This is a genomic window from Streptomyces sp. A0958 (genome assembly GCF_004795035.1).
In the GTDB taxonomy this organism is placed as follows: domain Bacteria; phylum Actinomycetota; class Actinomycetes; order Streptomycetales; family Streptomycetaceae; genus Streptomyces.
The window spans coordinates 275,050-296,561 of the sequence record NZ_SSBK01000002.1 but is presented as its reverse complement, the minus strand read 5'-3'; the positions used below and the strand labels follow the sequence as shown (position 1 = coordinate 296,561).

The 21,512-nt window shown below is 71.7% G+C and carries 19 protein-coding genes; 8 read left to right on the top strand and 11 right to left on the bottom strand.

The annotated features are described in order from the left end of the window. Window positions 1–43: 43 nt before the first annotated feature. The 3 genes from E6P78_RS03415 to E6P78_RS03405 all read left to right on the top strand — a co-directional run bounded on the left by E6P78_RS03415 (window position 44) and on the right by E6P78_RS03405 (window position 4,116). Window positions 44–2,059 (top strand): hypothetical protein, encoded by a 2,016-nt coding sequence (locus E6P78_RS03415; RefSeq protein WP_136201976.1) that lies wholly within the window; start codon window positions 44–46, stop codon window positions 2,057–2,059. Between the two features lie 335 nt (window positions 2,060–2,394). Continuing rightward, complete coding sequence (locus E6P78_RS03410; protein WP_136201975.1) at window positions 2,395–3,036, top strand: helix-turn-helix domain-containing protein; 642 nt, start codon at window positions 2,395–2,397, stop codon at window positions 3,034–3,036. Window positions 3,037–3,324: 288 nt separating this feature from the next. Continuing rightward, a complete protein-coding gene (locus tag E6P78_RS03405; protein WP_136201974.1) occupies window positions 3,325–4,116 on the top strand; it encodes a S16 family serine protease in 792 nt (263 codons plus the stop codon). Here E6P78_RS03405 and E6P78_RS03400 read toward each other — a convergent pair. The 8 genes from E6P78_RS03400 to E6P78_RS03365 all read right to left on the bottom strand — a co-directional run bounded on the left by E6P78_RS03400 (window position 4,106) and on the right by E6P78_RS03365 (window position 10,631). Further along, complete coding sequence (locus E6P78_RS03400) at window positions 4,106–5,452, bottom strand: MFS transporter (protein ID WP_136201973.1); 1,347 nt, start codon at window positions 5,450–5,452, stop codon at window positions 4,106–4,108. The genes E6P78_RS03405 and E6P78_RS03400 overlap by 11 nt on opposite strands. Before the next feature lie 4 nt (window positions 5,453–5,456). After that, complete coding sequence (locus E6P78_RS03395) at window positions 5,457–5,651, bottom strand: hypothetical protein (protein WP_136201972.1); 195 nt, start codon at window positions 5,649–5,651, stop codon at window positions 5,457–5,459. Window positions 5,652–5,664: 13 nt separating this feature from the next. Beyond that, window positions 5,665–6,276 carry a winged helix-turn-helix domain-containing protein gene (locus E6P78_RS03390; protein ID WP_136201971.1) on the bottom strand — a complete coding sequence of 204 codons (612 nt, stop codon included), beginning with the start codon at window positions 6,274–6,276 and terminating at the stop codon, window positions 5,665–5,667. 117 nt (window positions 6,277–6,393) lie between these two features. Next, window positions 6,394–7,374 (bottom strand): glycine betaine ABC transporter substrate-binding protein, encoded by a 981-nt coding sequence (locus tag E6P78_RS03385; protein ID WP_136201970.1) that lies wholly within the window; start codon window positions 7,372–7,374, stop codon window positions 6,394–6,396. Further along, complete coding sequence (locus E6P78_RS03380) at window positions 7,371–8,243, bottom strand: ABC transporter permease (protein ID WP_136201969.1); 873 nt, start codon at window positions 8,241–8,243, stop codon at window positions 7,371–7,373. Before E6P78_RS03380 ends, E6P78_RS03385 begins: the two co-directional genes overlap by 4 nt. Next, window positions 8,240–9,502 carry a betaine/proline/choline family ABC transporter ATP-binding protein gene (locus E6P78_RS03375; RefSeq protein ID WP_136201968.1) on the bottom strand — a complete coding sequence of 421 codons (1,263 nt, stop codon included), beginning with the start codon at window positions 9,500–9,502 and terminating at the stop codon, window positions 8,240–8,242. Before E6P78_RS03375 ends, E6P78_RS03380 begins: the two co-directional genes overlap by 4 nt. After that, on the bottom strand, window positions 9,495–10,142 hold the full coding sequence (locus E6P78_RS03370; protein ID WP_018555907.1) for an ABC transporter permease: 648 nt from the start codon (window positions 10,140–10,142) through the stop codon (window positions 9,495–9,497). The genes E6P78_RS03375 and E6P78_RS03370 overlap by 8 nt, the downstream gene beginning before the upstream one ends. Before the next feature lie 15 nt (window positions 10,143–10,157). Then, a complete protein-coding gene (locus E6P78_RS03365; RefSeq protein WP_136201967.1) occupies window positions 10,158–10,631 on the bottom strand; it encodes an Lrp/AsnC family transcriptional regulator in 474 nt (157 codons plus the stop codon). Window positions 10,632–10,765: 134 nt separating this feature from the next. Here E6P78_RS03365 and hppD point away from each other — a divergent pair, with 134 nt between their 5' ends. Then, the gene (hppD, locus tag E6P78_RS03360) at window positions 10,766–11,911 is read left to right on the top strand and encodes a 4-hydroxyphenylpyruvate dioxygenase (RefSeq protein WP_136201966.1); all 1,146 of its coding nucleotides are present in this window, start codon (window positions 10,766–10,768) and stop codon (window positions 11,909–11,911) included. A 98-nt stretch (window positions 11,912–12,009) separates the two neighbouring features. Here the strand turns inward: hppD and E6P78_RS03355 are convergent, their stop codons facing one another. Then, entirely contained in the window at window positions 12,010–13,734 is a 1,725-nt protein-coding gene (locus E6P78_RS03355; RefSeq protein WP_136201965.1) for a tetratricopeptide repeat protein, read from the bottom strand. 97 nt (window positions 13,735–13,831) lie between these two features. Between E6P78_RS03355 and E6P78_RS03350 the strand changes: the two genes are divergently transcribed. After that, a complete protein-coding gene (locus E6P78_RS03350; RefSeq protein ID WP_136201964.1) occupies window positions 13,832–15,199 on the top strand; it encodes an FAD-linked oxidase C-terminal domain-containing protein in 1,368 nt (455 codons plus the stop codon). 20 nt (window positions 15,200–15,219) lie between these two features. Here E6P78_RS03350 and E6P78_RS03345 read toward each other — a convergent pair whose 3' ends face one another. Further along, entirely contained in the window at window positions 15,220–15,696 is a 477-nt protein-coding gene (locus E6P78_RS03345) for an SsgA family sporulation/cell division regulator (protein WP_136201963.1), read from the bottom strand. 241 nt (window positions 15,697–15,937) lie between these two features. Between E6P78_RS03345 and E6P78_RS03340 the strand changes: the two genes are divergently transcribed. After that, window positions 15,938–17,542 carry an RDD family protein gene (locus E6P78_RS03340; protein ID WP_136201962.1) on the top strand — a complete coding sequence of 535 codons (1,605 nt, stop codon included), beginning with the start codon at window positions 15,938–15,940 and terminating at the stop codon, window positions 17,540–17,542. Between the two features lie 64 nt (window positions 17,543–17,606). Beyond that, entirely contained in the window at window positions 17,607–18,269 is a 663-nt protein-coding gene (locus tag E6P78_RS03335; protein WP_136201961.1) for an RDD family protein, read from the top strand. Between the two features lie 27 nt (window positions 18,270–18,296). On the opposite strand, the gene E6P78_RS03330 is transcribed toward E6P78_RS03335, so the two are convergent. Further along, window positions 18,297–18,635, bottom strand: a complete 339-nt coding sequence (locus E6P78_RS03330; protein ID WP_136201960.1) for a hypothetical protein — start codon at window positions 18,633–18,635, stop codon at window positions 18,297–18,299. Window positions 18,636–19,005: 370 nt separating this feature from the next. On the opposite strand from E6P78_RS03330, the gene E6P78_RS03325 reads away from it, so the two are divergent. Next, window positions 19,006–21,402, top strand: a complete 2,397-nt coding sequence (locus tag E6P78_RS03325; protein ID WP_206307709.1) for an immune inhibitor A domain-containing protein — start codon at window positions 19,006–19,008, stop codon at window positions 21,400–21,402. Window positions 21,403–21,512 lie beyond the last annotated feature (110 nt).

Sequence of the window (21,512 nt, the reverse complement as noted above, 5' to 3'; positions counted from 1 at the left end):
GCATTCGGGGCGTTCGCATTCCATTTCCTTTCGGAGGAGCCGTATGTTCGCGCACCGCAGACCCACCGGCGGCCCGGGCCGCCGCCCGGCCTTACGCCGCGCCGTCGCCCTGGGCGCCGGAGCCGTCCTCGCATGGACCGGCGGCACCGTCGCCCTCGCCCCCCTCGCCCACGCTGGCACCATCACCCCCATCGTCCACTGCTCCCTGCCCGCCGGTCAGGGCGAGGCGGACGGGCCGCAGCAGTTCGGCGTGGAGCTGACCCCCGACGTGGTCGACCCCGGCGGCAAGGTCCACGCCAAGGTGACGCTCGGCCCGTCCCCCGCCACCAGCGGGCTCAGCCTCAGCGACGTGCCGACCACCCCGAGCCTCGACCTGGCGATGTCCGGCGGCGCCACCGGCACGGTCACCGTCACCGGGCCGCAGACCAACCTCGACGTACCGTCCGGGAAGCCGATCGAAATCCCGCCCTACGAGGGGGACTTCCTCATCCCGGCCGACGCGGGCGGGCCCATCACTTTCACCCCGCTGCGCAACCTGACCCGCACCAAGGTCCTCGGCTCCACCTACGAGACCGTCTGCACCGTCACCTCCGGCGGCGGGCCCGTCGGCACCGTGACGGCGGAGGGCAGCGCCGGGAAACCACCCACCCTGATCGCCCCCACCACGCCGGTCCGGCCGTCCACGGCCGTCACCCTGGCGGGCAGCCGGTGGACCGCGGGGGCCACCCCCGTGCCCTCGCTCTGCGCGGCGGACGGCGGCGGCTGCGACGCCGCGAAGTTCGCCGACTCCACCCTCGCCATCGACGGCTCGGGACAGCTCACCGGCAACGCGGTCCTCGCGGCGGCCGGTTCGGTGCCGGACGGCGCGTACCTCGTGAAGGTCGGCGACGGTACGAAGGAGATGACCGCACCCCTGACCGTCCGGGCCTTCGTCCCCGCCGGGCCCCGCACGATCGCGCTGTCCCGGAGCAGTGGACCCGTCGGCAGCGTCATCACCGTCACCGGCAGCGACTACTACCAGGACCGGTGGATCAACACGGTCGGCCTCGACGCCACCGGGGCGACGCTGGACGACACCGCCGTCTACGTGAAGAGCCGCCCCGACGGCACGTTCTCGGCCGACTTCACGGTCTCCGACCCGGCCGTCGCCGCCGTCCAGGTGGACGAGGGCAACGACCCGGAGACCGTCCTGACCACCCCGTTCACCGTGACCGAGGCCACCGCGACGCTCTCGGCAGGCGCCGCCAAGGTGAAGCCCGGCTCCACGATCGCCGTGTCCGGTGACGACTGGCCCTCCGGCGTCACCCCCTCCGCCGCCCTGTGCGCGACCGACGGCAGCGGCTGCGACGCGGCCGGGATCAGCGGCTCCACCCTGCGGATCACCGCCGACGGCACCCTCGCCGGCACGGTCACCCCGGCCGGTTCCACCCCGCGCGGTGTCTACGCCCTCCGCGTCACCGCCGGCGTCTCCGAGGCCCTGACCCAGCTGACCGTCTCCCCGACGTTCGTCGTCCTCACCCCGGCGGCCGGGCCGAAGGGCACCGCGGTCACCGTCCTCGGCCAGGGCTTCGCGAAGGTGGCCACCGTGTCGATCACCGGGCTGCGCGCGGACGGCTCCAAGACCTCCGACCCGGTGCGGACCAAGGTCGTCGGGCTCGACGGGGCGTTCTCGCAGACGTTCACCGTGGGCGCGGCCGACACCGTGGCGATCCAGGTCCGCGAGGTCCTCGTCAACCCCCGTACCGAGACCGCCGCGTTCACCGTCCAGGACGGCACCGCCCCGGCCGGCGCGTCCTTCGCGCTCTCGCCGCCCGAGGGGCCGCCCGGCACGGTCGTCCAGGTGACCGGCAAGGGCTTCGCCCCCGTCGCCACGGTCTCCGTGACCGGCCGCACCGCTTCCGGGGGCCGGACCTCCGACTCGTACGTCACCCGGGTCATCGGTCTCGACGGCACCTTCGCCCTCAACTTCACCGTGCGGGACCCCGCGACGCGGTCGATCAGGGCCTGCGAGGTCCTCGTCAACGGAAAAATCGTCCAGAAAATGTTCACGGTGAGTTAACGCCGGTTCACATCCCGTCTACGGAGCGTCGCGGGGGAGTCGGCCGACATGGACGCGCGTAGATGCGCCGTGGTCGGTCGGCGCCCCGCTGACCGGCACTTATGCTCGTGCGGCACAACCGCGTTTTTGGGAGCGACCGGATTCTGGACGAGGTCTTCCGCTGAGCGGACTCGCTCGCTACTGTCCAAAAAATGTGAACGCCCCGTGGCAATGTCGCCGCGGAGCAGCCGGTGCCTTGGCCAGGCCGGCGGCCTCTCCGTGCGTCGCCGATGGGACCGGTGGCGCACAATCCACGGGAACCAGCCGCCGCCGCTCACCACAGAGGAGAGGGCGTCGTGACCGCGGAGACCTCCCAGACGCTCGACCGAGGACTGCGTGTCCTCAAACTGCTCGCCGACACCGATCACGGCCTGACGGTCACCGAGTTGTCCAACAAACTCGGCGTCAACCGCACCGTGGTCTACCGTCTGCTCGCCACCCTGGAACAACACACCCTGATCCGCCGCGACTTGGGCGGCCGGGCACGGGTCGGCCTCGGCGTCCTGCGCCTCGGCCGCCAGGTGCATCCGCTCGTACGCGAGGCGGCGCTGCCCGCGCTGCGCTCGTTGGCCGAGGACATCGGGGCCACCGCCCATCTCACGCTGGTCGACGGCTCCGACGCGTTGGCCGTCGCGGTCGTCGAACCCACCTGGACCGACTACCACGTGGCCTACCGGGCGGGCTTCCGCCACCCCCTCGACCGGGGCGCGGCAGGCCGGGCGATCCTCGCCGCCCGCCAGAAGCCGGTGGGCGAGACGGCCTTCACGCTTACCCACGGCGAACTCGAAGCGGGCGCGAGCGGGGCGGCGGCCGCGCTGATGGGCGTCACGGGGGTGGAGGGCAGCGTCGGCGTCGTCATGCTCGCGGACTCCGTCCCGGAACGGGTGGGGCCCCGCGTGGTCGACGCGGCGCGCGAGGTCGCGGACGCGCTTCGCTAGCGCGGGCGGGGGGGTGGGGGCCCTGCGGTGCGGGTGTTCCCGGGCTCTGGGTGCGGGCCCGCCCTGGGGGTGCCGGTCGCCGGCCGGGCCGGGTGTTCCCGGGCTCCTGCGGTGCGGGCCCGCCCTGGGGTGCCGGTCTTCGGCCGGGCCGGGTGTTCCCTGGCTCCTGCGGTGCGGGCCCGCCCTGGGGTGCCGGTCTTCGGCGGGCTGGTTCCGCCCTCAATCGCCGGGCGGGCTGAAGGTGCCGCCCGGGCGGGCCGGAAATGCCGCCCGGGTTAGATTGGGCCGGTGTCCACACCCCGCACCCGCCCCCGCACCCTCGCCCTCTGCGCGCTCCCCGTTCTCGCCCTCCTCGGTGTCGCCGCCTTCGCGCCGTTGCCGTTCACGCTGGCGCAGCCGGGGACGACCGCGAATGTGCTGGGGGACGATCACGGCACCCCGGTGATCAGCATCGAGGGCACCACCCCCACCCGGCCCACCAAGGGCGAGCTGCGGATGACGACGATCGTGGCGACGGGCCCCAAGGCCGACGTCGGTATCCGGGACGTCGTCGACAGCTGGTTCCGTACGGACCGGGCCGTGCTGCCCCGCGACTCCGTGTATCCGACCGGCGGGTCCGAGAAGGAGATCGAGAAGCACAATCTGGACGACATGGTGAAGTCCCAGGACTCCGCCGTCGACGCCGCGCTCAACTACCTCGGCCGGAAGCCCGGTTCGGTGGACGTCACCCTGCACCTGGCCGACGTGGGCGGCCCCAGCGCCGGCCTCTTCTTCGCGCTCGGCATCGTCGACAAGCTCGACGGCGACGGCTCGGGCGGCGACCTGACCGGCGGCCGCGCCATCGCGGGCACCGGCACCATCGACGCGGACGGCGAAGTCGGCGCGGTGGGCGGCGTCTCGCTCAAGACGCAGGCGGCCCGGCGGGACGGGGCGACCGTCTTCCTCGTACCGAAGGCGGAGTGCACGGAGGCGAAGTCCGAGCTGCCGAAGGGCCTGCGGCTGATCCCGGTCACGACACTGAAGGGCGCGGTGAACTCGCTCCGGGCCCTGGACCACGGGGGGAAGATCCCTAGCTGCTGACCGGGGCCGCCCCCGGCGCACCGACGCCGGGCGCCTCGCGCTCCCCGGGCGCCTCGCGCTCCCCGGACACCCCGGGCGCCCCGCGCCCCCCGGGCGCCACGCCGTCCATCGTTCGCCAGGCCGGGAAGACCAGCGGGCTCAGCGTGGCGAGCAGGTACACCGCGCCCATGGCGAGCAGCGCCCCGTCGGCGCCCGCGCTCTCCACCAGCAGGCCGGCCGCCAGACCGCCCACCGGCATGGCCAGCTCGCATCCGGCGGTGATCGCCCCCGAGACCCGGCTGCGCAGCGCGTCGGGCACGCTCCCGTAGATCACCGTCGTCAGGATCGGGTTGAGGACGCCGCCCGCGACCCCGCTCAGCACCATCGTCACGGCGAGGGGGAGCGTCGTGCCGGTCAGCGCGGCGACCAGGAACCTGGGTGCCCCGCACAGCACCACGCACACGCTGAACACGGCCCGCGGCGAGTAGCGGTGCCCCACCGCCCCGTACACCAGGGCACCGGTCAGCCCGCCCGCCCCGAACAGCGCGGTCAGCAGTCCGAGGTCGCGCGCCCCGCCGAGTTCCGCCGAGGTGTGCACCGGGAGCAGGACGGCGTTCCAGCCCTGGTCGGTGCCGTTCATGAACAGGACCATCACCACGACGCCCAGCAGCAGCCGGTTGCCGAACAAGTAGGCGTATCCCTCGCGCAGTTCGCGGCGGTAGGCGCGCAGCGACACCGGCGCGGCGGCCGCGACCGGCTGCGCCGCGGGCACGCCCCGCAGGCCCGCCGCGACCAGCGCCGCCGAGGCGAGGAAGGTCGCCGCGTCCAGCAGGAGTACGGTCTCGGCGCCGACCAGGGCGATCAGCACCCCGGCCAGCGCGGCCCCGACCATCCGGGCCCCGCGCGAGACCGCGTCGAAGAGGCTGGCGGCGCGGGCGAGCGTGGTGCCCGCGTGTTCGGCGAGGTCGGGCACGAGGACGTAGCGGGCGGTGTTGCCGGGGGTGTGGACGAGTCCGTTGAGCGCCATCAGGGCGCAGAGCATCCAGAAGGCGAGCGCGTCGGCGAAGTACAGCAACGGCACGGCGGCGACGGCGAGTCCGCACACCGTGTCGGAGGCGATCGCGACCCGGCGGCGGCCGATCCGGTCGATGACGGGTCCGCCGATCAGCGCGGAGACGACGATCGGGAGCGTCGCGCAGAAGGCGACCAGTCCGGCCCTTCCCGCGCTGCCGGTCGTCTCCAGGACGAACCACGGGACACCGATCAGGGTGAGCGAAGTTCCCGCCGTCGAGACCGAGTTGGCGGCCAGTACCGTGACGAGCGGCACCCGGCCGGACGTGTTCTTCCCCCCGTCCACGGCGTTACGCCGTTCGAGGGGCGCGGGCGGGGCCGGCCGGTATCAGGCGCAGGCCCATCTCGACCATGGTCCAGCCCAGCCGGGCCCGTAGTGCCGGGCGCTGGGGGCGGCGGTGGGTGAGCAGCCGGAACCGGTCGGCTCGGGCGTGCAGTTCGGCGGAGCGGATGCGGTGCAGGGCGAGGTGCGTGTCGGGGTGCATGGTCGTGGTCCCTTCAGTCGGTGGGGCGCGGGAAGACGTGCAGGTGGGTGCGGACGACGGCCGATCCCTCGGTGCCTTCGGGGACGCGGCCTCGGTAGCTGTTGATCAACTCGTGGACCTTGTCGGCCAGTTCGCGGGACAGCTCGGGGGTGAGCCGGACCTTGAAGTCGCTGAGGTCCGAGCCCTCGTACCACTCCCGCGACCACTCGTGCATGGTGGTGAGCCAGGTGCTCAGCTCCTGTGCGTGCACCGTCGCGACCTCGTGCAGGACGACGCCCATGGCGTCGCGGACCTCGGGGTCGGCGTCGTACAGGAACTCGGGGCCGAAGGAGGCGCCGGCGTGCGCGGCCCGCCACCAGCGTTCGCGGCCCTTGCCGCGCGTCGGGTCGTCCTCGACGAAGCCGAACGAGGCCAGCTGGCGCAGGTGGTAGCTGGTGGCGCCGCTGGACTCGCCGAGGCGGGCGGCGAGGCCGGAAGCGGTGGCGGGGCCGTACTCCCGCAGGGCGGAGAGCAGGCGCAGGCGCAGCGGGTGGGCGAGCCCCCGCAGGGCGCGGGTGTCGATGCTGAGGACATCGGGCTCGGGCGCCGTCGCGCTGTGGTCGTCCTTCGGTTCCGTGGGTGGCATGTCTCAAGAGTAGGGTTGCAAAGGAAGTTTTGCAACGGGTCTTTGCAAAGGTTCTTTGCGACCTCCCGAGGCAGGCCGCGAAGAATCTTCGCGACCGGCCTCGGGCCTGGCCCCGCCTCACCCCTCCTTGATCAACCCCTCCTTGATCAGCCATTCCTTCGCCACCTCGTGCGGGTCCTCGCCGTCCACGTCCACCTTGGCGTTCAGCACCTGCGCGACCTCCGTCGTCAGCCGCTTGCTCAGCGGGTCGAGGAGGTCGGCGATCTCGGGGTACTCCTTCAGGGTCGCGGAGTGCACGACGGGCGCAGCGTTGTAGTTGGGGAAGAAGTGCTTGTTGTCCTCCAGGACGTCCAGGTGCATCGCCTTGATGCGGCCGTCCGTGGTGAACACCTCGCCCAGCAGGCAGGAGTTGGACTTCGACACCTGGGTGTAGACGATCCCGGCGTCCATCTTGCGGATGTTGGCGGCCGGCAGGGACATCCCGTACGCCTTCTCCATGCCGGGCAGCCCGTCGTCGCGCGAGGCGAACTCGTTCTCCACGCAGACCGTCACCGCCGACGGGTTCTTCTTCGCCAGGGCCGCGACGTCGGAGAGCGTCCTGAGGTGGTACTTCGCGTTGTTCTTCTGGCTGATGGCGAGCGCGTACGTGTTGTTGAGGGTGGAAGGCCGCAGCCAGGTCACCCCGTTCTTGAGGTCCGCGTCGCGCACCGCGCGCCACTGTTCCATCGGGTCGGCGATCGGCTTCGCGTGCCCGAGGTACGTGATCCAGCCGGTGCCCGTGTACTCGTACTCCGCGTCCGCGTCGCCCTGGAGGACCGCCTCGCGCGCGCTGATCGAGCTGGGCAGGTTCGTCCGGTCCAGGACCTCCGCCCCGGCGGCCTTGAAGACGAGGCCGATCATCTGGCCCAGGATGATGTTCTCGCTGAAGTTCTTCGAGGTGACGGTCAGCGACGCGCCGTCCAGCGGCTGCCCCTGTCCGACCGACCCGGGCACCACGTCGTCCACCATCGGGGAACCGCTTTTCAGGCCGCACCCGGCCAGCACCAGGGCGAGGGCCGCCCCACCCGCCAGGGCCGTACGCGTCCGCCGCGTCCTCATCGCCCCACCTCCAGTCCGCGCGGGGTCAGCGCCACCTCGGCCAGCGAGGCCAGCCAGTCCACCAGGAGCGCCAGCACCACCGTCAGGACGGAGCCGAGCACCAGGACCGGCATGCGCTGGGTCTGGATGCCCGAGGTGATCAGGTCCCCGAGCCCGCCGCCGCCCCCGAACGTCGCCAGCGTCGCCGTGCCGACGTTCAGCACCAGCGCGGTGCGCACCCCGGCCAGGATCAGCGGGACGGCGAGGGGGAGTTCGACCTTGGTGAGCGTGCCCGTCGCCGACATGCCGATGCCGCGCGAGGCCTCCACCAGGCTCGGCTCGATCGCCTTGAGGCCGGCGACCGTGTTGGAGAGCACCGGCAGCACCGCGTAGATCACCATGCCGGTGATGGCCGTGGACGGGCCGATGCCGAGCCAGATCACCAGCAGGGCCAGCAGACCGATCGCCGGGGTCGCCTGCCCGATGTTGGCGATCGCCGTGACCACGGGCGCCGCCCTGCTCAGGCCGCGCCGGGTCAGCGCGATGCCCAGCGGGATGGCGATGATCAGCACCCAGAACGTCGAGATCGCGGTCAGCCTCACGTGCTGCCACCAGCGCAGCTGGACCGTGTCACCGGCCAGCGAGTTCCGCGCGATCGAGTCCAGGTGGACGTGGTTGATCCAGACGTACGTGAGGACCAGCACCACCGCGAGCGCCGCCGGGAGCATCACCAGCTTGCGCCAGGTGATCCGGCGCGGCGGGCGCGACGGCGGCGGGGCGGGCTCGTCCTCCTCCTCGTCACGGAAGGCATGGCCCTTCACGTCGTGCTCGCCCGGCGGCCGGTCCCGGCCGGGTGCGCGCGAGGAGCCGGAGGGGGAGTCGGGGGTCATGCGCCCGCACCGCCCTCCTGCTCCTGGGCGGTCTGCTGGACCCGCAGCTCCTCCAGGTCGTGCTGGTGCTCGGTGGCGGTGAGCCGGTCGGCCTCCAGGAGCTCGTGGACCGAGTTCATCAGGGTGTGCATGTCGACGACCCCGGTGAACTCCCCGCGCCGGCCGGTCACCGCGACCCGCCCGCCGCTGTCGGTGAGCACCGCCTCCAGCGCGTCGTGCAGCGTCGCGTCCCTGGTCACCGTGTCGTGGACCAGCTGCCCGGCCCGCGCCAGCGAACCCCTCGCCCGCATCAGGTCGCCGCGCCGCAGCCACTTGTACGGGCGGTTCCTGCGGTCGAGCATCAGCAGCTCGTTGTGCGGACCGCTGCGCAGCTTGTTGAAGATCGACTGGAGCGGGTCGTCCACCGTCACGGTCGGGAAGTCGGCGATCTCCACCTCGCGCACCCGGGTCAGGTTGAGCCGCTTCAGCGCCGCGCCAGCGCCGACGAATCCGGAGACGAAGTCGTCCGTCGGGTTGGTGAGGATGGCCTCCGGGGTGTCGAACTGGGCGATGTGCGAGTGCTCGCGCAGCACCGCGATCCGGTCGCCCAGCTTGATCGCCTCGTCGAAGTCGTGGGTGACGAAGACGATCGTCTTGTGCAGTTCGTGCTGGAGCCGGATCAGCTCGTCCTGGAGGTGGTCGCGGGTGATCGGGTCGACCGCGCCGAACGGCTCGTCCATCAGGAGCACCGGCGGGTCGGCGGCCAGCGCCCGGGCCACGCCCACGCGTTGCTGCTGACCGCCGGAGAGCGCGCGCGGATAGCGGCCGTGGAACTCGCGCGGGTCCAGGCCGACCAGGTCGAGCATCTCCTCGACCCGGTCCCTCACCCGCGACTTGGACCAGCCCACCATCTTCGGTACGAGGGCGATGTTCTCGGCGACCGTCATGTGCGGGAAGAGCCCGGACGACTGGATCGCGTACCCGATCTTGCGGCGCAGCTTCACCGGGTCGATGTCGGTGACGTCCTCGTCGCCGATCCTGATCCGGCCGGAGGTCGGCTCGATCAGCCGGTTGATCATCTTCAGCGTGGTCGACTTCCCGCAGCCGGACGGGCCCACGAAGATCACCGTCTCGCCGGCCCTGATGTCCATCGAGACGTTGTCCACGGCCGGACTCGGGTTGCCCGGGTAGCGCTTGGACAGGTTCTCCAGCTGGATGGTGGCGCCGGACGCGGTGTCGGCGGCGGGCTGCCGCCCGGTGTCCGCTGCGGTCTCAGACACGAATCCCCCTCGGGATGGTGAGCCGCCCCAGCAGCACGTACGCGGCGTCGAAGAGCAGGGCGAGGATGACGATGCCGAGCGTGCCCGCGAGCACCTGGTTGATCGCGTTGGCGCTGCCCAGCGAGGCGATGCCGCGGAAGATCTCGTTGCCGAGGCCGGGCCCGGAGGCGTACGCGGCGATGGCGGCGATCCCCATCAGCATCTGCGTGGAGACCCGGATGCCGGTCAGGATCGGCGGCCAGGCCAGCGGCAGCTCCACCCGGCACAGCCGTGCCGTCCGCGACATCCCGATGCCCTTGGCCGCGTCCACCAGCGCGGGGTCGACGCCCCGCAGGCCCACGATGGAGTTGCGGACGACCGGCAGCAGCCCGTACAGCGTCAGGGTGATCACCGTCGGCGCCACTCCGAGGCCGACCAGCGGGATCAGCAGACCGATGGCGGCCAGGGACGGAATGGTCAGGACGGTCGCCGTCGAGGTGATCGCCACCGAGGCACCCCAGCCGCTGCGGTAGCTGACGACCCCGATCAGGACACCGAGCACGGTGGCGATGACCATGCACTGGAAGACGGCGCTCACGTGCTGGAACGCGTCGGTGAGCAACTGCTGGTGCCGGTTGGCCAGGTACTCCCAGAAGCTCACCCGTCACTCCTCGGCTCAGTCGGTGTCCTGCGCCGCCTGTTCGACGAGCGGGATGACGCGCAGCGGCACCGGGTTCTCCATGACGATGGCCGTGGAGGCCCGGACAATGCCATCAAATCCGACAACCCGGTCGATCACCCGCTGGAGATCGGCGTTGGACCGGGCCACGAGCCGGCAGAGCATGTCCCCGTGCCCGGTGGTGGTGTGCAGCTCCAGCACCTCCGGTACGCCCCTCAAGTGCGCCCGTACGTCGGCCCCTTGGCCCTGTTTGATCTCCAGCGTCGCGAACGCGGTGACCGGGTATCCGAGCGCCGCCGGATCGACGTCGGGACCGAAACCGCGGATGACGCCATTCGACTGAAGGCGGTCAAGACGCGCCTGCACCGTCCCGCGCGCCACGCCCAGCCTGCGCGACGCCTCCAGGACCCCGATCCTGGGTTCACGCGCCAGCAGCACGATGAGCCGCCCGTCCAGTCGGTCGATCGCCATGCACGGCCTCCGAGGGGTCAGTGTGATGGGCACCATGTACAGATAGCCCGCTCATCATGGGCAGGTGCTGGGCAGATTGACCAGTGATCGCGCGAACTGTTGCGCACCTTGCGGAGCGGCGGGAACCTTCGGACATGACAGAGACGATGCACAGCACCCCCGAGACGTCCCGGCAGGCCGATCCCTTCCCGGTCAAGGGAATGGACGCCGTCGTCTTCGCCGTCGGCAACGCCAAGCAGGCCGCCCACTACTACTCGACGGCCTTCGGCATGAAGCTGGTCGCCTACTCCGGACCGGAGAACGGCAGCCGCGAGACCGCCAGTTACGTCCTGACCAGCGGCTCCGCCCGCTTCGTGTTCACCTCCGTCATCAAGGCGTCCACGGACCACGGCCGCTTCCTCGCCGAGCACGTGGCGGAGCACGGCGACGGCGTGGTCGACCTGGCCATCGAGGTCCCCGACGCCCGTGCCGCGTACGCCTACGCCGTCGAGCACGGCGCGACCGGCCTGGACGAGCCGTACGAGGTGAAGGACGAGCACGGCACCGTCGTCCTCGCCGCCATCGCCACGTACGGCAAGACCCGCCACACCCTCGTCGAGCGCGGCGGCTACGAAGGCCCCTACCTGCCCGGCTTCGGGGCCGCCGACCCGATCGTCGAGCCGCCGGCCAAGCGGTTCTTCCAGGCCATCGACCACTGCGTCGGCAACGTCGAGCTCGGCCGGATGAACGAGTGGGTCGCGTTCTACAACAAGGTCATGGGCTTCACCAACATGAAGGAGTTCGTGGGCGACGACATCGCCACCGAGTACTCCGCGCTCATGTCCAAGGTCGTCGCCGACGGCACGCTCAAGGTCAAGTTCCCGATCAACGAGCCGGCCGTCGCCAAGAAGAAGTCCCAGATCGACGAGTACCTGGAGTTCTACGGCGCCGCCGGTGTCCAGCACATGGCGCTCGCCACGAACGACATCGTCGCCTCGGTGAAGGCGATGCGCGCGGCCGGTGTGCAGTTCCTCGACACCCCCGACTCGTACTACGACACGCTGGGCGAGTGGGCGGGCGAGACCCGGGTGCCCGTGGAGACCCTGCGCGAGCTGAAGATCCTGGTCGACCGCGACGAGGACGGCTACCTGCTCCAGATCTTCACCAAGCCGGTCCAGGACCGGCCGACCGTCTTCTTCGAGATGATCGAGCGACACGGCTCGATGGGCTTCGGCAAGGGCAACTTCAAGGCCCTGTTCGAGGCGATCGAGCGCGAGCAGGAGAGGCGCGGCAACCTCTGACGGCTGCGGAACGAGCGAAGGGCGGCCCGGAATCGGCCCGCCCTTCGCCCTGTGCCGTGCGCCCTGTCCGTGCTGCGCCCCGCGCCCTGTGCCGTGGGTCAGCCGCCTGCGGCCGACGGTCCGGCGGACGGCTGCGCGGCTGCCGTCGGCTGCGCCTGCTGTCCCGTCTGCTGCCCGGCCCGGGGCCCGGCTTGGGGCGCGGCCTGGGGCCCCGCCGCCGGGGCCGGGGCGCCACCGGGGGCCTGCGCCGCGTCCCCGCCGGGCCCGGCCGGCTCCGGCTCGGGTGCCGGTGGCTCCGGGGCCGGGGCCGGTTGCATGTCCCGCGGGCCGCCCGCCGGGGGCTGCCCCAGCGTGTCCAGGGCCTCCTGCGCCAGCGGCGCGTCCAGCGGGGAGAACTTCGGGTTCGTCCGCAGCGCCCCCTCCAGATGGCGGCGGGCCGGCCCGAAATCGTTCAACGCGCGCTGGACCATGCCCAGGTGGTACGCGTACGAGGCGTTCTGGCCGCCCGTGTCGACCGCCCGCTCCGCGTACTCCAGCGCCCCGTCCGAGTCACCCGACCGGTGCAGCGCCCAGCCCAGCGCATCGGCCACCGCCGCGCTGCGGTGCCCCCGGCCCCACTCGGCCCGCAGCAGCTCCACCGCCGCGTCCGCGTCCCCGTGCGCGGCCTCGAACCGGCCGAGCAGCAGCGACTCGTCCACTCCCCGCGCCTCGCCCAGGTCCAGCGCCGCGCGGAGCTTCTTGTACTGGTCCACCGAGTCGCCGTCGAGCCCCAGCGACTCGTACAGCTCGCCCAGCTCCAGCAGGTACGCCGGGCGCGGCGACTTGGCCAGCGCCGCCTGGTAGTCCCGCAGCGCCTCGTCGGTGCGGCCGAGGGCCGCCAGCGCACGCGCCCGCCCCGCGAGCGAGGGGTGGTGGCCCTTGTCGATCCGCAGCGCCGCCCCGTACTGGGCCACGGCCTCCTTCGGCTCGCCCCGTTCCCAGGCGAGTTCGCCCAGCCGTGCCAGGCAGGCGGCCTTCTCGGCGGGCGCCGTCGCCCGGTTGGCCGCGTCCTGGGCCGTGGCCAGCGCGTCCTCGCGCCACCCCCGGTCCCGGTACATCTCCGCCGCCCGGCCCAGCGCCGGCACCCCGGCCCGCAGCGCGGTGAACTTCTCCACCGCCGTGATCGCCGACTTCTGGTCGCCGAGGCCGTTGTACGCGTCGATCAGCTCCGGGTAGACCGTCCACTCCTTCGGCTGCCGCGCCCGTACCGTCTCGCCCCACTTCTTCGCCGTCACGAAGTCGTGCCGGGCGTTGGCCAGCGAGGCGAGGCCCACCCAGGCCGCCGTGTTGCCGCTCTCGCCGGGCCGCACGTCCAGCGACCGCTTCAGCGCCTGCTCCGCCCGGGTGTAGTACGCCGGGTCGGCGGCCCGCCGCCCCCACTCCACGTACGCCGTCCCGAGCACCGCCCACGAGCCCGAGTCCGACGGATGCGTGCCCACCCACTTCTGCCGGTCCCCGATGAGCGCGGTCAGATCGGAGAGCGAGGCGGGGGAGCCGGCGGCCGTCGCGGTCATCGCGCGCGAGACCGGGCCCGGCACGGGCGGCGCCGCGTCCTTGTCCTCGTCCGGCACCGCGACCACCGCACCCGTCACCAGCACCGCGCCCGCCACCATGCCGAACGCGGCCCTGCGCAGCGTCGTACGCATCGATGCGGGCGGCGGCTCGGCCAGGGACACGGGGTCCGGCGGCGGCCCCGGCGGGGATTCGTCGGGCAGGGGCCAGTCGGCGTCGGGGGCGTACTCCGGCCCAAGGGCCGTCGGTGGCTGCTGAGGCGTGACGTCCATGCCGATCACTGTGCGTCAGTACGAAGAACACACCGCGCCTTGGGAACGCCGCGGCAGACGGGTTCACACCAATGGGCCCGGGTGCCACGCTTGGATCATGGACGATCTCCTCGAACTCCTGCGGGCGGGCCTCCCGGCCGACGCCCTGATCACCGATCCGGACGTCACCGCCTCCTACGCCCACGACATGGCGAGCTTCTGCGAGGCGGGCACCCCCGCCGTCGTCGCGCTCCCGCGCACCGTCGAGCAGGTCCAGCACGTCATGCGCACCGCCACCGCGCTGCGCGTCCCGGTCGTCCCCCAGGGCGCCCGTACGGGCCTGTCGGGCGCGGCCAACGCCACCGACGGCTGCATCGTGCTCTCCCTGGTGAAGATGGACCGCATCCTGGAGATCAGCCCCGTCGACCGCATCGCCGTCGTCGAGCCCGGCGTCATCAACGCCGTGCTGTCCCGCGCGGTCGACGAGCACGGCCTGTACTACCCGCCGGACCCCTCCAGCTGGGAGATGTGCACCATCGGCGGCAACGTCGGCACCGCGTCCGGCGGCCTGTGCTGCGTGAAGTACGGGGTCACCGCCGAGTACGTCCTCGGCCTCGACGTCGTCCTCGCGGACGGGCGCCTGCTCACCACCGGCCGCCGCACCGCCAAGGGCGTCGCCGGGTACGACCTGACCCGGCTCTTCGTCGGCTCCGAGGGCAGCCTCGGCATCGTCGTGAAGGCCGTGCTGGCACTCAAGCCGCGGCCGCCCCGGCAGCTCGTCCTGGCCGCCGAGTTCCCCAGCGCGTCGAGCGCCTGCGACGCCGTCTGCCGGATCATGGAACGCGGACACACCCCGTCACTCCTCGAACTGATGGACCGTACAACCGTCCAGGCGGTCAACCGCATGGCGAACATGGGCCTCCCGGAGACCACCGAGGCCCTGCTCCTCGCCGCCTTCGACACGCCGGACCCCTCCGCCGACCTCGCCGCCGTCGGCGAGCTGTGCACGGCCGCGGGCGCCACCGGGGTCGTCCCGGCGGACGACGCGGCCGAGTCCGAGATGCTGCTCCAGGCCCGGCGGATGTCGCTGACCGCGCTGGAGACCGTCAAGCCGGCGACGATGATCGACGACGTGTGCGTCCCGCGCTCGCGGCTCGGCGCCATGCTGGAGGGCACGGCGGCCGTCGCCGAGAAGTACGGCCTCACCATCGGCGTCTGCGCCCACGCCGGCGACGGCAACACCCACCCCGTCGTCTGCTTCGACCCGGCCGACGCCGACGAGTCCCGGCGGGCCCGGGAGTCCTTCGACGAGATCATGGCGCTCGGCCTCGCCCTCGGCGGCACGATCACCGGCGAACACGGCGTCGGCGTACTGAAGAAGGAGTGGCTCGCCCGCGAACTCGGCGAGGTGAGCGTGGAACTGCACCGGGGCATCAAGCAGGCCTTCGACCCGCTGGGGCTGCTCAACCCGGGCAAGGTGTTCTGACCGGGCCCCGGCCACGCCCCTCAACCCTCCCCGTCCTGCGACTCGTCCGAGGGCCACGGGTCGCTCATCCACAGATCGTCGGCCGGCAGCGGCGCGAGCAGCTCCGCCAGGCCCTCGTCGATGCCGAGCCGCTCGGTCTCCGTACCCGGAGGCACCACACGCAGCGTCCGCTCCACCCACACGGCCACCGCCGCGGACGGTACTTCGAGCAGGGCGTTGCCGTCGGGAGACGTCAGCGCCACGCAGATGACGCTGCTCCCGTCGAACTTCGTCGGCCAGATCCGCACGTCCCCCTGCCCGCACGGCCGGAACACCCCTTCCACCAGCAGATCGCGGGCGAACGTCCAGTGCACCGGCGAGTCGGAGCCGATGTGGAAGGTGATGTGTACGGCGTACGGGTCCTCGGTCCGGTACGTCAGCCGGGCCGGTACGGGGATGCTGCGCTCGGGCGACAGAACCAGCTTGAGCTCCAGCTCGCGTTCCACGACGGTGTGCATGAGGCGTCCTTTCGTTGCCTGGGTCCGGTCCCACGACCGGCCCGCACAGGCAGAGAGCGCCTACCCCGTCATCCATTACGCGACTTCGCGAAAAAAATCCGCGTGACCGGAAAGTGGTCCAAACACCAGGACCGGCCCGGGGGTACGCGGCTGTCTGATAGATGTGGACCCTTGTATTGAGACCGACCCAACCCCGATGGCCCGTCGGTCTGAGGCCTCGAAGAGATACGGGACCACGGTGATGAGCGCCCCAACCCCGGCACCCGGTGACGAAAGCCCCCGCGAGGGGTACTACCCCGACCCGTCCATCCCCGGATACGTCCGGTACTGGAACGGCGCCTCCTGGGTGCCCGGCACGAGCCGACCGGCCCCGGCGCAGGGCGAGACGCAGGGCGAGGCTCGGCCCGCGGCCGCCGCCGGCGGGACGGCGCAGGCACCCGCTCCCCCTCCCACCCCCGCCCCCGCGTCCGTGGAGGAGACCGGTCCGGTCTTCCTCGACGAGGAGCCGTACGAGGCCGGCCGCCCCGAACCCGCCACCGCCTGGCAGGCCGACGCCTCCCGCCAGGCCGGCTTCGGCGGCGACCACGACCGCCGGGTCTCCTGGGGCGGCAGGGGCGACGAAGCGGACGCGGACGCGACTGCGGACAGGGACGCCGGTACAGGCGCGGGTGCGGGTACCGGTTCCGCGCCGGGCGCCGCCTCCGCCACCCCGTCCGCCCCCTCCGCCGAGCTCGCCCCCCGGGGCCCGGCCTCCGCCGAGGTGGCCCGCCGCGCCCCGGCGGGCGGCGAACCGGCCGACCGCGCCCCCACGGACCCGCGCCGACCCTCCGCGCCCTCGGCACCCTCCGCGCTCTCCGCACCTTCCGCCCCCTCCGCGCCCGAGCCGGCCGGTGGTGTGGTGCCGGGCATGCGGGAGGGCGGGGCCCCGCAGCCCGAGAACACCGTCGCCATCCGCGTCAACCGGCCCGGCCGCGCCGGCGCCCCGAGCGGGGACACCGCGCGGCCGCCCGCCGAGAACACCGTCGCGCTCAGGCCCCTGCGCCGCCCAGGTGGCGGTCAGCAGCCGCCCGGAGCTGGTCAGCGGCCGCCCGCCGAGGGCACGATGACCATCCGTGCGATCGGTGCGGGCATCGCCCCCGCCGCCGATCCGCAGGCCCCGCCCGCCCCCACACCCCCGCGGCAGGCCGCCGAGCCCGCCGCCCGCCCCTCCCGGCAGGCCGGACCGGGTGCCGGCGCCGGCCTCTCCGTACGCCCGGCGCCCGCGCAGCCCGCCTTCCCGCAGCAGGGCAGGCCCGACGAGCCGGTCGTGCCGTGGAAGCCCCCGGTCGACGACCACTTCCAGCAGCTCGCCGCGGCCCGGACGGCCGGGCGCCCCGCCCCGCTCGGCAAGCGGTTCGCCGCCCGGCTCATCGACACCGTCGTCCTCGGCGCGCTCACCGGCGCGGCCTCCGCGCCGCTCGTCGGCCGGGCCGCCGACCACGTCAACGACAAGATCGACGCGGCCAAGCTGTCCGGCGAGACGGTCACCGTATGGCTGCTGGACTCCACGACGGCCGCACTGGCGGGCGCGGTGCTGGGTGTCTTCCTGGTGCTGGGCGTCCTCCTGGAGGCGCTGCCCACCGCGAAGTGGGGCCGTACGCTCGGCAAGAAGCTGTGCGGGCTCGACGTACGGGACATCGAGTCCCACGAGGCGCCCGGCTTCGGCGCCGCGCTGCGCCGGTGGTTGGTGTACGGGGTGCTGGGCATCCTGGTGGTCGGGGTGGCCGATGTGCTGTGGTGCCTGATCGACCGGCCGTGGCGCCAGTGCTGGCACGACAAGGCGGCGCGCACCTTCGTGGCGGGCTGAAGGCCGTCCCCCGAACGCACCCGAGCCGTTGCGGGGGCCCGGACAGCAGGATGCACTGGCCTCCATGAGCAACGATCAGCCGCCGTCCGGTCCGCCGCCCGATGACGACCCGTTCCGCAAGAGGCCGCCCGGTGACCAGCCGCCGCCCTCGGGCTCGCCCTACGACGCCGCACCGCCTCCGCCGCCGTACGGTCCGGGCCCCTACGGGGGCGGCGGGCCGTACGGCGGGGCGGACCCGCTGGCGGGGATGCCGCCGCTCGCGGAACCCGGCAAGCGCGTCCTGGCCCGGCTGATCGACTTCCTGATCATCTCGATCCCGCTGTACCTGATCTCGCTGCCCTGGGGCGGGGCGGTCGGCGGGTCGGACAGCAACGGCAACGACGACAACGTCGGCGACATCTTCGCCCAGACCTACAGCGGGCATCAGCTGCTCTGGTCGCTGATCGGCCTGGTGCTCTACGTCGCGTACGACACGTACTTCACGCACAAGGACGGCCGCACCCTCGGCAAGCGGCTGCTGAAGATGCGGGTCGCGATGCTCAACGACGGCCGGGTGCCGGACACCGGGGCCGCGTTCCTGCGGGCGGTGGTGCTGTGGCTGCCGGCGCTGTTGTGCTGCCCGTGCCTGTGGTGGCTGATCAACATCGTGCTGATGTTTACGGACAAGCCCTATCGCCAGGGGCTCCAGGACAAGGCGGCCAAGACGGTGGTGGTGACCGTCAACTGAGGCCGCACGGCCGGGGCGGCCGGCCGGTCAGTGCCTCAGCGAGTGCTCCCCGACCCGCCGCGCGGCGGCGCGTGCGGCGGGAATCCTGCTCTGTACGGGGGCGGGGGCGCGGCCCTCGTCCCCGGCGGCGGGGGCGGTGCCACGGTGTGCGGACGCCGGGGCGCCCGGCGCCGCCGATTTGGCCGTGTGCCGGCGGGCCGGCGCGGGTACGGTGACGGACACCAGCAGCCCGAGAGCGAGCGCGGCCGTGCCGACGGCGGCGATTCCGATGCCCGAACCGGTGCGGAACAGCAGCAACATGGCCAGGGTCGAGAAGACGACGGTGACCGAACCGTAGGAGAGCTGTGCGGCAGTGGGACGCGGCATGGCGTTTTCCAGTCCTCGGGACGTCGGATGGGCGGTCTCTCAACACGGTCGCGCTGTCGAACGACTCTACGACGGTGGATGCCCGCGAGGAACGGCCAGTAAGCGTAACCTAACCCACAGTGCCGATGCATGGGGGGCGCACGGAGTCATCTCACGCGCCCCCGCGGGAGTCTGACGCGCCGGTGGGTCGCGGACGCCTCGTCCGGATACCGGAATGGTGCTCCTGCATAGTGCACTTGCTCTGTTCAAGTCAAGGTCTGTCTTTTCTTCCGTAACTCCGGTCGAATGTCGTCACTTGTGACGCGTTTCCGCGCGCGGCCTCTCCACACTCCCGGGCCGTCGCCGCGGGCGCCGGGGAGGACTGCATCACGTGATCATTAAGAGACGGGCGCTTCGCACCGGAGCGGTTGTCGTGGCCATGGCCGCGACCGCCGCTGCCGCATCCGCCTTCGCAACCGCTCAGGCGGATGACCAGGCGTCAGGCACCCCTGCCTCCATCGACCGCCGGGACCCGGGGTCGGCCGAGGGCAACGCACATAACCTGGAGGGCCCGTTCAGCAAGCAGCAGGACGCTCAGCGTCAGGCAGCTCTGGAACAGGTCATATCCGGCGACAAGAAGGTGTCGTCGCGCGGTGGCTCCAACGTCGTCAAGCTCGACGACAACAAGTACGTCGAGCTCGGCCGCGAGAAGACCGACAAGATCTTCACCATCCTGGTGGAGTTCGGTGACCAGGTCGACAACACGACCATGTACGACCCGGACGGCGAGGGGCCCAAGCCCCCCGTCAAGAAGTACGGCGGCACGCCGGGACCGGCGCACAACAAGATAGCCAAGCCGGACCCCAAGAAGGACAACAGCACCGCCTGGCAGGCCGATTACAACCAGGCCCACTTCCAGGACCTGTACTTCGGTAAGGGCGCGGGCAAGAACTCCCTCAAGACGTACTACGAGAAGACCTCCTCCGGCCGCTACTCGGTCGACGGAGAGGTCTCCGACTGGGTCAAGGTCCCCTACAACGAGGCGCGTTACGGCTCGAACTACTGCGGTTCGAGCAACTGCGCAAACGCCTGGGACATGATCAAGGACGGCGTGAACGCCTGGGCCGCCGACCAGAAGGCCAAGGGCCGCACCGCCGAGCAGATCAAGGCGGACCTCGCCGAGTACGACCAGTGGGACCGCTACGACTACGACAACGACGGCGACTTCAACGAGCCCGACGGCTACATCGATCACTTCCAGATCGTGCACGCGGGTGAGGACGAGTCCGCCGGCGGCGGCGTCGAGGGCACCGACGCCATCTGGGCGCACCGCTGGTACGCGTACGGCACCAACGCCGGCGCCACCGGCCCGGCCGACAACAAGGCCGGCGGTACCGAGATCGGTGACACCGGCATCTGGGTCGGCGACTACACCGCGCAGCCCGAGAACGGCGGCCTGGGCGTCTTCGCCCACGAGTACGGCCACGACCTCGGTCTCCCGGACCTCTACGACACCACCAACACCGCCGAGAACTCGGTCGGTTTCTGGTCCCTGATGTCGGCGGGCTCCTGGCTCGGCACCGGCAAGGACAGCATCGGGGACATGCCCGGTGACATGACCGCCTGGGACAAGCTCCAGCTGGGCTGGCTCAACTACGCCGAGGCCAAGGCCGCGACGAAGTCCACCCACAAGCTGGGCGTGTCCGAGTACAACACCAAGGACAAGCAGGCGCTCGTCGTCAAGCTGCCCGAGAAGCCCGTCACCACCCCCGTCACGACGCCCGCCGAGGGCGCCAAGCAGTGGTGGAGCGACATGGGCGACAACCTCAGCAACACGCTGTCCCGCCCGGTCGACCTGACCGGCAAGTCCAAGGCGACCCTGGACCTCCAGGGCTGGTGGGACATCGAGGCCGACTACGACTACCTCTACACCGAGGTGTCCACCAACGGCGGCACCAGCTGGACCGCGATCGACGGCACCGCCGACGGCAAGGCCATCCCGCGCGACGCCAGTGACAAGCCGGCCCTGACCGACGTCTCCGGCAAGTACAAGAAGCTCTCGTACTCGCTGGACGCCTACGCGGGCAAGAAGATCGACATCCGCTTCCGCTACGCCACCGACGGCGGCGCGGGCGGCGTGGGCTTCACGGCCGACACCATCTCGGTCACCGCCGACGGTGCCGCGCTCTTCACGGACAACGCCGAGGGCGACGACAACGGCTGGACCAGCAAGGGCTTCTCGCGGGTCGGCAAGTCGTTCACCAAGGACTACCCGCAGTACTACATCGCGGAGAACCGCCAGTACGTCAGCTACGACGAGACCCTCAAGGTCGGCCCGTACAACTTCGGCTTCTCCACGACCCGTCCGGACTGGGTCGAGCACTTCCCGTACCAGAACGGTCTGCTCGTCTGGCTCTGGGACACCTCGCAGAAGAACAACAACGTCTCGCAGCACCCGGGCCAGGGCCTGATCCTGCCGGTCGACGCGCACGCCAAGCCGCTGACGTGGTCGAACGGCACGATCATCCGCAACAAGATCCAGCCCTTCGACGCCCCGTTCAGCTGGTACCCGACGGACGGCTTCACGCTGCACAACGCCGACGTTGCCACGAAGATCAAGCCGCAGCTCGGCGTGCCGGCCTTCGACGACCACAAGGGCACCTACTGGTACAAGGAGAACCCGACCGGAAGCGTCAAGGTTCCTGACACCAACACCAAGATCACGATCGTCAGCGAGCCGCTCAACGGCTCCACGATGACCGTCCAGGTGGGGACCTCGCACAAGTAATCCAGTATCACCGCAGGTCACAGCATGATCGGCCGTCGCCCTCTAGCGGGCGACGGCCGATCGTGTTTAGGTGCCTCTTGTTCACTTTCTTATTGACACGATGTCTCACG